The organism is Acinetobacter sp. CY79, assembly GCF_059515845.1.
In genome coordinates, this window is sequence record NZ_JCAKMY010000034.1 from 20531 (window position 1) to 31597 (window position 11067).

Sequence of the window (11067 nt, forward strand, 5' to 3'; positions counted from 1 at the left end):
CAACATAAAAATTTATATAAATTTGAAATTATTAAAGTGTTTGATGTTTTTAAAGGATTGATTATAAAACGTCACTGATCTTCATCATCATGAATGTTTTTCTACAAAAGATGTAAATAAACCTACAAATCTTCTTATTTTCTCAATTATTAGCATAAAAAAATGATTTAAGATGACTCAACAAACCAAAAGCAATGACGCAAATTTATAAAAAGGTGAAATCATGAATATGCTTCGTAAATCCATGAGTGCAGCAGCAATCACTGTGATCATGCTTGCACCTGTAGTCAGCACAAATGTTTTCGCGGCGACTGCTGCAACGGAGCAACAAGCAACTGCTAACTTAGTGAAACAGTTGAATGGTGTTAAAAGCTTAACAGCGAACTTTGAACAAACCACAAAAGCAACTGCAAGTAGCAAAGCACCTCAGAAAAAGGGTTTAAGTGCACAGCACATGAATCAAACTTTTAAAGGCGTGATGAAAGTTGAACGTCCAGGTAAATTTTATTGGGAAACCACCACACCTGCCAAACAGACGATTGTGACCACGGGTAAAATGATTTGGATTTATGATCCAGATTTACAACAAGCGATTCGTCAAAACTTAGATGAGCAAGTCGCGAATACGCCTGCATTATTACTTTCAGGTAATACCAACCAAATCATGCAGTCGTATCGTGTTACACAGCCCAATAAGGCAAAAACGTATTACACGCTATATCCTAAACAGGGTGACGGTGCATTCCAGAGTTTAACGATTAGTTTTGGTGCAAATAAAGCACCAAGCTTAATGATTTTGGAAGACTCTCTGGGCCAAACAACTTATGTAAAGTTTAATAACGTAAAAGTGAATGCGACCATTCCAACATCTACTTTTAATTTCACGCCACCTAAAGGTACAGACATTATTGACCAGTAATGTGATCCTTTTGATATAGCAAATGATTTGGTTAATCCTCTGAACGCTTAAAGTATTCATTCAGTTGATTATCACACAAGATCGAAAATAAGCAGCCCATGGGTTGCTTATTTTTTTTGTTTTAGAGGTTTAATGGATTGCGCTTGAATGGATGTAACCATTGGTTATAAAGCTAATGCTAAGAATTTATTTGCAAGCAATATCTGACTAGGTGAATGCTTCTTGCTAGCAATGTTTTAAGTGTATTAGATTGATTGCACTTATTCTTATTTTTAACCCATTCAATTCTGAGAGTTGGATTACAAAAGAGTTGAGTTAAATTTTCTCAGGAATTTGTATAGTATGAAAATATTGAATAAGCCAGTTAGGAAAAGAGAGTGATAATAAAAAAAATAATTCAGCAATTAAATGGTCAGAACAAGATCGGTTTAAACCAACATACTTTAAGTCCGAGTAGCTTGAGAATGAGTAATCCTTCGATATCGAGTGCCAAAAAAATATGCAATGTATTGATGAGTATGTCGATGCTCATTTTACTGACGGCGTGTCAGCCTAAAACAGATCAAGAGAAAGAAGCTACAGAAAATAAGAAAACAGCAAGTACAGTGGAACTGATCGTCTCTAAAACAATAAATTTAAAAATACCTCAATCGAAGAGTTGTGACGAAAGTGGTTGTACACGTTATGAATTCCAAACAGTTGAAACGAATCAATCTTGGATTAATCAATACTTTAAAGATCGAATTCAAAAAACAGATCCAGTTGCATTTCAAAATGACAAGAGTGCATCAGAAGCAGTCAGTGCAGATACAAAACAGGTCAATCAAAGTACTGTCGTTGTTCGATTTGTGGGGCAGAATCAGCATTTGGCAACCTTTGAAATGTTAACGTATAGCTATAGTGCAGGTGCCGCACATGGGATGTACCACAAAGAATTTGTTAACTTTGATTTAAAACATAAAAAACGCATCGCTTTAGAAGATTTGCTAGTTTCTGGAGCAGAAGAGCAGTTGAGAGACATGCTCTATGACACCAATACCAACTGGTTGATGGAACATACGATTGATAAAGATCGTTTAAAGGTGAGTGATAATTTTTATTATGGTGCAAATGGTATTGTCTTTGTTTATCCGCTTTATGAGTTGGCATCGTATGCTGAAGGGATGTCGGAACTTACTTTGCCATATCAATCTAGTCAGAAATTGATTAAAGCTGAGTATTTGCCGAATTTGCCAAACTATAATACTCAATAATATTTTAAGGCAATTTAGTCACCTGAATATTTTCAATTTTTATGACACATTTGATGTAATAAGGTGCAGCTGCAAGCTCAGTTACTGTATTTTTTAGGCTGAAGCGCTTACACTATAGCCAGTTTTTTTCTTTACAAAGATTGACCATGATTGACCCGAAATTACTCAGAAATAATATAGAGGCTGTAAATGCAGCCTTAGCAAAACGTGGCGTACAATTAAATGTTGAAGAGTGGGCATCATTAGAAGCTCAACGTAAAGAAATTCAGTCGAAAACTGAAGCTTTGCAGGCAGAACGTAACGCTGGTGCAAAACAAGTCGGTCAGATTAAAAAATCTGGTGGAGATGCGTCTGAAATCATGGCACGTATGGGTGCGATTGGTGACGAAATCAAAGCGGCTGAACAAGCGCTCGCTGATTTGCAAACTGAAATTGAAAATAAATCACTCAGTATTCCTAACTTACCGCATGAATCTGTGCCTGAAGGCAAAGATGAAAATGATAACGTCGAAATTTTAAAGTGGGGCACACCTCGCCAGTTTGATTTTGATGTAAAAGATCATACGGATCTTGGTGAGTGGATGGGTGGCTTGGAGTTTGAAACGGCAACCAAATTAACAGGTTCACGTTTTAGCGTATTGAAGGGACCATTGGCGCGTCTACAACGTGCATTGACACAGTTTATGTTGGATACGCATACGCTTAAAAATGGTTATACCGAAGCGTATGTACCGTATTTAGTCAATGCTGAATCATTACGTGGTACAGGTCAGTTGCCTAAATTTGAAGAAGATTTATTCAAACTTCAAGGTGAAAAAGAATACTACCTAATTCCGACGGCTGAAGTGCCTGTAACAAACTTCGTTCGTGACGAAATTATTGATCCTGAACGTTTACCACTCAAATATGCAGCGCATACACCGTGTTTCCGTAGTGAAGCGGGCTCATATGGTCGTGATACGCGTGGCTTGATTCGTCAACATCAATTTGACAAAGTTGAGATGGTCCAAATTGTTAAACCTGAAACCTCTCTCGATGCTTTGGAAGAATTAACAGGTCATGCTGAAGGAATCTTACAAGCATTAGGTCTGCCTTATCGTAAAGTGGTTTTATGTGGCGGTGACATGGGTTTTGGTGCAATCAAAACTTATGATTTAGAAGTTTGGGTGCCAAGTCAAAATACTTACCGTGAAATTTCATCATGCTCTTGCATGGGTGACTTCCAAGCACGTCGTATGAAAGCGCGCTATCGTGCTGACCAAAAGAAAACGGAATTTGTACATACCTTGAATGGTTCTGGTTTGGCTGTAGGTCGTACTTTACTTGCTGTGATGGAAAACTATCAACGTGAAGATGGTTCAATTGAGATCCCAGTAGTACTTCGTCCATATATGGGTGGTGTCGAGTATATCGATTAATCAGATTTGCTACACTCAGCTCAAATACGTTTGAGCTGAGTGTTTAAGTTGTAGTCATACATGAAACGTGCATAAAAATTGCTTTAAACAGTCAGAATCAAAAATACTGAGGTATTGTGTGGATATTTTTCCAATCTCTTTAAAGTTGCAACAGCAACCTTGTCTGATTGTGGGTGGTGGACATATTGCGTACCGCAAAGCTGTTTTACTGCAAAAAGCAGGGGCGGTGATTTCGGTTGTTTCACCAGAAATTTTGCCTGAGTTAATTGAAATCGTTGAGCAATCTCAAGGGCAATACGTACAAAGCAATTTTCATCATGAAATCAATATCCGTAGTTATCGTTTAGTGATTGCAGCTACAGATGACAAGAAAACCAATCAAAATGTTTTCCATCTGTGTGAATCAGAAAATGTATTGGTCAATAGTGTGGATGATCCACCACATTGCCGTTTCATGGTTCCTGCAATTATTGATCGTTCGCCATTGGTGGTTTCAATTGCAACCAATGGTCAATCTCCAGTTTTATCCCGTCAGATTCGTACCCAGCTTGAAGCTGCTATTCCTCATGAGATGGGGAGGCTGGCAGAGTTTTCAGGCAAATGGCGTAGTGCGGTAAAAGCTAAAATTCTGAACCCAGACGAACGCCGTATTTTTTGGGAGGACTTATATGCAAGCCCACTCAAAGAACAAGTGTTTAATGACAATATCGCTGAAGCAGACCGCCTGATTGAACAAGCACTTATTGAATGGCAGAAGCCACAAGGCGAAGTCTATCTGGTTGGTGCAGGTCCGGGTGATCCTGAATTATTGACTTTAAAAGCTTTGCGTCTGATGCAACAAGCAGATGTGGTGATTTACGATCGTTTGGTGTCTCAGCCAATTATGGATTTGTGTCGCCGTGATGCTGAAAAAGTCTATGTTGGTAAAGCGCGATCAAATCATGCTGTACCTCAAGAAGGTATTAATGCTTTATTGGTCAAGTATGCGCAAGAAGGTAAGCGTGTTTGTCGCCTGAAAGGTGGTGATCCGTTTATCTTTGGTCGTGGTGGGGAAGAGATTCAAGAGCTTTACGAAGCTGGGGTTGCATTTCAGGTTGTACCAGGGATTACAGCAGCTTCTGGATGTTCAGCCTATGCCGGTATCCCGCTGACTCATCGTGACTATGCTCAAAGTGTTCGTTTTCTTACAGGTCATTTGAAAGAAGGCTCACCTGAACTGCCTTGGAGTGAGTTGGTCTATCAAAATCAAACCCTAGTTTTATACATGGGCTTGGTCGGGTTAGAAAAAATCTGTGAAAAATTGATAGCACATGGGCAACGTCCAGATATGCCAGTGGCCTTGGTTTCAAAAGGGACTACGCCAGATCAGAAAGTCGTTGTGGGGACTTTGGCAGATATTGCTTCTAAAGTTTCACAATATGAAATTCAAGCGCCGACGTTAACTATTATTGGTGATGTGGTCAGCTTGCGTGAACAATTACAATGGCAAGGTTAATTTAGACCTGCCATATCGATAAGTAGAGATATCCTGTGATCCATGTTGTTTTATACGAGCCAGAAATTCCTGCCAATACGGGGAATATCATTCGTTTATGTGCCAATACTGGAGCGCAGTTACATTTGGTAAAACCTTTAGGTTTTGAACTAGATGACAAGAAGTTAAAACGTGCGGGTTTGGATTATCACGAATATGCACGTATGCAAATTTGGGAAAATTTTGAAGACTGTCTCGCTGATCTTCAATCTAAAGGTGTGGATGTAGATGCAATCTATCCACTCACGACCAAGGGGACTGAAACTCCGCATACTTCGGATTTAAACCGTTCGGTAGCACTGTTGATGGGTCCAGAGACGCGTGGCTTACCTGAACATATTCGTATGTTGTTTCCACAGAAGCATTGGATTCGTTTGCCGATGGCAGAAAATTCACGGAGTTTGAATTTGTCCAATGCAACTGCTGTGATTCTTTATGAAGCATGGCGTCAGCAAGATTTTAAAGCACTCATTTAAGATGATTGAAAAATATAAAGCCACGTCATGTGGCTTTTTTTATTGCAGTGTTAAGCCTAGGACGTTAGGATTTAGCTAGAGTCATTAAAAGAATTGATCAAATATCATAATTTTGGAGTGAATATGTCTTCATTCATCTACCACTTGAAAACTAATTTTGCTGTTCTATGTGTCTTTTCTACCAGCTTATTTATTACAAATTTAAGCTCTGCCAATGAGCCACCGATTGTTATTGAAGAGGGTGTGCAACTCATTACCAAGCAAGAGATACAGCAAGGTTTGGTCGAAATGCAAAAGAAGATGAATACTCGGATTGAGCAGTGGGGATCTAAGCTCACCCGAAGTGACTTCGATCGTAAACGAGGAAAGCTGGTTCTGAAGTCATCCAAACAGTTAGAAGTGTGTGGGATTTTTCAAGGTGTGATTGATGAAACATATCAGTCGGCGCAACGAAATAAACAGCGACTCACAGAATCGGATCGAAAAGTTCTAGAAAACAGAGCATCTTTTGTTCAGGCTTTAGGAATTCAAAATAATATTATTCCCACGCAGTTGGGTTTTGATTGTCGTGTTCATTAATCAATTGAAACTATAAATTAAAAAAAAGGCGCATTAAGCGCCTTTTTTATTAGTAGTATTATTTATCACTAAACTCGTCATGTTGTGGAGCAGGTTGGCGGAAACCTTTGGTTTTGTAACCAAGGTATAAAATACCAATCATTGCCCACCATAGGCCGAATTTAAGCGATTGTTCTTCAATCTCAAGCCACAATGCAAAGACTGCAATAAATCCGAGTAGCGGAACAACCACATAGTTCAGAATATCTTTTGCATTCTTGGTGCGACCGTCACGTAATGCATAACGTGAAATCACAGACAAGTTAACAAAAGTGAATGCCGTTAATGCACCGAAACTGATCATGTAGATCACGGTGTCTAAATCCATGAATCCAGCAGTTAAAGCAACAACACCTACAATTAAGATATTGTAAGACGGTGTATGACTACGTGGACTAATATGACCGAAGATCTTCTTGTTGATTACGCCATCACGACCCATGACGTACATCAAGCGTGATACGCCTGCATGTGCAGAAATACCAGACGCCATCACAGTGACGATTGCGAAGTAAAGAACCACAGTTTTAAATGCCGCGCCACCCACAGCCAGTAAAATGTCAGGTTGAGTTGCAGCTACATCTTCGAAATAAGTTTTAGGGTCATTCGGGAAGTAGATTTGCATGAAATACGTGCTAATGATGAAGATCACACCTGCAATTAAAGCAGTCAAGAAAATCGCTTTAGGAAGCGTTTTTTCAGTGTCTTTTGTTTCTTCAGCAAGTGAGCTGAGTGAGTCAAAACCAGTGAAAGAGAAGCAAAGTAATGTTGCACCAGTAATCAGTGCACCCACCGTCGTTAACTCATTCCAGAATGGCTCTAAGCTCCATAACTGATATTTAGCATTGACTAAAGTACCATCAGCATTGATACCACCTGCAAGCAAGCTGTAAACCATCCAAGTGAAGTATGCAATCACGCCTAACTGTATAAATACGATCAAGCTGTTAAAGTTTGCGACAAATTTGACCCCACGCAAATTAACTAAGGTCATGAAGGCTGTAAGTGCAACCACCCATACCCAATGATTGACATCTGGGAATAATGCTTCAAGGTAGATCACAGCCAAAATGATGTTGACCATTGGAGATAGAAGATAATCTAACCATGAAGACCAACCGACCATAAAGCCGACATTCGGGTGAATCGATTTTTGAGCATAGGTATACGCAGAACCCGATGAAGGGTATCGGCGAATCATATGACCATAACTCAGTGACGTCAGTAAAATTGCAACAAGTGCAAAAATATAAGATGTAGGTACGTGAAAATGACTTTCTTCAGATACTAAGCCAAAAGTATCAAATAAGGTCATTGGCTGAATATAAGCTAAACCGATAATAATGATGTGCCAGAGACCTAGCGTTTTTTGCAGTTTAGCTGCCGGTTGAGTCCCAGTGGTATTTGTCAACGGCGTTATCCTCTTAATCGTTGATCAAGGATCAGTCAAATCTATCTAGGATCGTTTGAGACGAACGATCCCCCCTAATTGATGAAACAAAGCGCGCCAATTTAAAGCAATTTATGCGATTTGTCAGTAACTTCCAAACTATTTTTAGCAGAAAATATGCCACTTAAAGTAAAAGTGCATGGGTTGTTATTCTGCAAGATAAAAGCCCGATGTTTAAAAAAACATCAGGCTAATTGGCGATGTATAGTGGCTTATTTTGTTTGAATTACCAAGCTTTTTCTAAAATAGATTTGAGATCTGCAAGGGTGGCTTCTTTGGGGTTATAAATGATCGATCCATCATTCAATGCCTTATCTGCAATTTCATCAAACTGCGCCTGTGTGACTTTGCCTGTTTCCTGCAAGGTACGTGGAAGTTTGGTCAGTGAGTGGAGATGATCACGCATATCCTTAATCATTGAAATGGCTTTATCTGTACGTTGTGGTGCTGGTGTTTGTGCATAGATATCTGCACCCGCCAGTGGTAACAGAAGTTCTGCAATTTTGTGACCATTCACATCTTTGTTGTACTCAAGCACATAAGGCAGGAACAGGTTCATACATAGACCATGTGGAAGGTGTGAAACTGCACCCAATGCATGCCCTAGAGAGTGAACAATGCCAACCATCGCATTCGAAAATGCAATGCCAGCCATGGTCGAAGCTTGTGCTAACTCTAAGCGACCATCGGCATCTTTAGGATTTTCCAAAACTTTGAAAAGGTTTTCGCTGACTTTTTTAATTGCCGCAGTTGCGTAGGCATCGCTAATGGGATTGGCTGCTAAGCAAGTGTACGCCTCAACAGCATGTGTCATTGCATCCATCGCGGTCATTGCCGTTAAATGCGGTGGCAATGTTTGCGTCATGCGAGGATCAAGTATCGCTGCACTTGGCATCAAATGTTTAGATGCGAACGCGATTTTTTGATGCGTTGAGTTATCTGAAATCACAGCGACCATGGTCACTTCAGAGCCTGTGCCTGAAGTGGTGGGTACAACAAAAAATGGTTTTAACGGTTTGGGTAAGTTATGCGCACCTGAATACTTCAGAAGGTCATCACCACCTTCAGTGACTAAAATGTTGGCAGCTTTCGCCGTATCAATCACTGAACCACCACCAATGGCAATAATGGCATCGCAACCATTGGTGCGATAGGCATCAGCAACAGTTTTAACCGTTTCTAAACTTGAATCTGGTGGTACATCATCAAAAATAAAGCCAATCTTAACTTCAGTCGCTTCAAAGGCTACTTCGACAGGTGCAAGTAAGCCATTTGCGCGAACACCCTTATCTGTAATGATCATTGGGCGGGAAGCACCCATGGATGCAAGTTCAAATGGCATATGTTCAAGTGCAGCATTTCCAGCAATGACTTTTACAGGACAGAAAAATTCGTAATATGGTTTAGCCATGCTTTAAGCACTCCCTTTGATATAAGACTGGGCAACTTTGAGGTAAATGTTTGCGGCACCAGACAGCTTTTCTTTTAATGTGAGTTGTTGAGGATATTCTTTAATGGCAAGTTCAGCGACCAATTTAGGTAAAATAAGCGCTTCCATTTTATTGAGACAGCGTACTAATCGAATCGCATGCCCTAAATCACCATCGGCAATCATTCGGTCATTGGCAAACGCTTGAGCCGTACTCTCTTGGAATGAAAAAACCAAATAAGCATGATGAATGTGCTTAAAGGTGATGATGAGATCCGCCTTTTTATCAAGGCTATCGACTAATTCTAAATGATGGTTGTCGTTGACACGTGCGATAAAAGCAGCATCATTGTTAAAAACAGCCATGGAGAGGGTAAAACCTATGGGGAACTTAGATACATCCTGTCTAATTTCATCATCAACTTGGCTCGCCATCGCCAAGCCTCTGCCAATCACGTCAAGCATGAGTTTGACATAAGCTTGTTCTAGGGCGGGCTTAACGGATTTAATAGAAATCACTCGCTTATCCCTTTTTACTTAATTTTATATTTTAGAGTAAATACTCTAATTTAGTTTGGGATGAAAAGTAAAGTGATTATTGTTGAATAATGCGTATATCTTGAAAGAAATGACTTGTCGATAGGAGGTGAGTCACATCTTGAGTGAGTTGGTCAAAGTTCGGATAATCAGGGATTAAATCGGAAATTCTCACCATTTCTAAGCCTGCATAACCACATGGATTAATGGTTTGAAAACCCTCTAAATTACAGTCTATATTAAGAGATAGACCGTGATAACTGCGACCTTTTCGGATTTTAAAACCTAAAGATCCAATTTTTCGCTCATCTACATAAACACCTGGTGCATCTGGTTTTGCATAGGCTTCGATGCCGTATTTTTTAAGCAGATCAATCATGATGGATTCTGCATAAGACACCAGAGTTCGTACATTCCATCCCAAGCGATTTAAATCAAACATGAAATAAACCACCATTTGACCTTCACCATGCCATGTCACTTGACCGCCACGGTCAGATTGCACCACAGGAATATTGGATGGAATTAAGATGTGTTCAGGTTTGCCTGCTTGACCTTGGGTTAAAACTGAATAATGTTGCAGTATCCAAAGTTCATCAGGGGTATGCTCATCGCGCTGTTCCGTCAGGCTTTTCATTTCTAAAAAGCGATCTTCGTAAGGTGTGTATTGAGTATACTGACGAATGATTAAATTGGGTTTGGTCACAGCATCCACAGCGTTTTGAGCCTGTATCATGAGGAAAGTAGAGCTTTATTATAATCAATCTGTAGCGAGAGCGGGGAAGCGATTTAATTTTTAAAGTTAATTGCACCAAGCATCATGACTATTTTGTAGCTCTTGATGTTTATCTACTTTAACCCGAATCGCAGATAAGAAATTGACTTGAAAAATAAGAGGACTAGAGCCATCAGTTGAGTTACCACACAAAACTTAAAACTCTAGTCCCTATGTTTAATAGTACCGAATTATTCTGTTTAATTGATGATTTCTTTCTTAAATTTGAAGCAACCTATTGGAATTTCCTTAAACAAAGTCGTCGTTTCTCAAGAGTCCGAACCGCTCACTTGAGTATCTCAGAAATCACTTTTATTGCTATCTGGTATAAATGTTCTCATTTCACTAATTTCAAAGCCTTTTTTACATGGTTGAAACAGGATAAAAATCATTTATTTAAAAGCTTACCCTGTTACCAACGGATGATTCATCTGATCAATAGGCATCAATTAGCTCTACACGCTTTACATGTGGCACTGATGAAAGGTCAAGGTACACAATATTTATGGATTGATTCAACAACTTTGCCAGTTTGTAAAAATCAACGTATTCAGCGTCATAAATCATTAGTCCAAATTGCATCACGTGGTAGAAGCTCAATGGGCTGGTTTTATGGCTGTAAATTACATATTGCGATGAATCAATTTGGTGAAATTGC

General features: G+C 39.5%; 11 protein-coding genes. 7 read left to right on the plus strand and 4 right to left on the minus strand.

What is annotated here, in order from left to right; genetic code table 11:
• Positions 1-223 precede the first annotated feature (223 nt).
• The 6 genes from lolA (at position 224) to AC5YCE_RS13180 (ending at position 6179) form a co-directional block, all read left to right on the plus strand.
• Positions 224-919, plus strand: a complete 696-nt coding sequence (gene lolA / locus AC5YCE_RS13155) for an outer membrane lipoprotein periplasmic chaperone LolA (RefSeq protein ID WP_496126939.1) — start codon at positions 224-226, stop codon at positions 917-919.
• A 464-nt stretch (positions 920-1383) separates the two neighbouring features.
• On the plus strand, positions 1384-2172 hold the full coding sequence (locus AC5YCE_RS13160) for an RsiV family protein (protein ID WP_496172346.1): 789 nt from the start codon (positions 1384-1386) through the stop codon (positions 2170-2172).
• Positions 2173-2318: 146 nt separating this feature from the next.
• Positions 2319-3590 (plus strand): serine--tRNA ligase, encoded by a 1272-nt coding sequence (serS, locus tag AC5YCE_RS13165; RefSeq protein WP_496172340.1) that lies wholly within the window; start codon positions 2319-2321, stop codon positions 3588-3590.
• Positions 3591-3708: 118 nt separating this feature from the next.
• The gene (gene cysG / locus AC5YCE_RS13170; RefSeq protein WP_496172341.1) at positions 3709-5085 is read left to right on the plus strand and encodes a siroheme synthase CysG; all 1377 of its coding nucleotides are present in this window, start codon (positions 3709-3711) and stop codon (positions 5083-5085) included.
• A gap of 35 nt (positions 5086-5120) precedes the next feature.
• On the plus strand, positions 5121-5600 hold the full coding sequence (locus tag AC5YCE_RS13175) for a tRNA (cytidine(34)-2'-O)-methyltransferase (RefSeq protein ID WP_496172342.1): 480 nt from the start codon (positions 5121-5123) through the stop codon (positions 5598-5600).
• A gap of 123 nt (positions 5601-5723) precedes the next feature.
• Entirely contained in the window at positions 5724-6179 is a 456-nt protein-coding gene (locus AC5YCE_RS13180; RefSeq protein ID WP_496172343.1) for a hypothetical protein, read from the plus strand.
• 58 nt (positions 6180-6237) lie between these two features.
• On the opposite strand, the gene AC5YCE_RS13185 is transcribed toward AC5YCE_RS13180, so the two are convergent.
• From AC5YCE_RS13185 to lipB, 4 genes are all read right to left on the minus strand, one after another.
• Complete coding sequence (locus tag AC5YCE_RS13185) at positions 6238-7629, minus strand: APC family permease (RefSeq protein ID WP_496126934.1); 1392 nt, start codon at positions 7627-7629, stop codon at positions 6238-6240.
• 265 nt (positions 7630-7894) lie between these two features.
• The gene (locus AC5YCE_RS13190; RefSeq protein ID WP_496172344.1) at positions 7895-9079 is read right to left on the minus strand and encodes an iron-containing alcohol dehydrogenase; all 1185 of its coding nucleotides are present in this window, start codon (positions 9077-9079) and stop codon (positions 7895-7897) included.
• Positions 9080-9082: 3 nt separating this feature from the next.
• A complete protein-coding gene (locus tag AC5YCE_RS13195; RefSeq protein ID WP_496126932.1) occupies positions 9083-9616 on the minus strand; it encodes a hypothetical protein in 534 nt (177 codons plus the stop codon).
• A gap of 76 nt (positions 9617-9692) precedes the next feature.
• The gene (lipB, locus tag AC5YCE_RS13200) at positions 9693-10370 is read right to left on the minus strand and encodes a lipoyl(octanoyl) transferase LipB (protein WP_496172345.1); all 678 of its coding nucleotides are present in this window, start codon (positions 10368-10370) and stop codon (positions 9693-9695) included.
• A gap of 212 nt (positions 10371-10582) precedes the next feature.
• On the opposite strand from lipB, the gene AC5YCE_RS13205 reads away from it, so the two are divergent.
• Positions 10583-11067: transposase (locus AC5YCE_RS13205; RefSeq protein WP_496170869.1), on the plus strand; the 485-nt coding region annotated here is incomplete at its 3' end.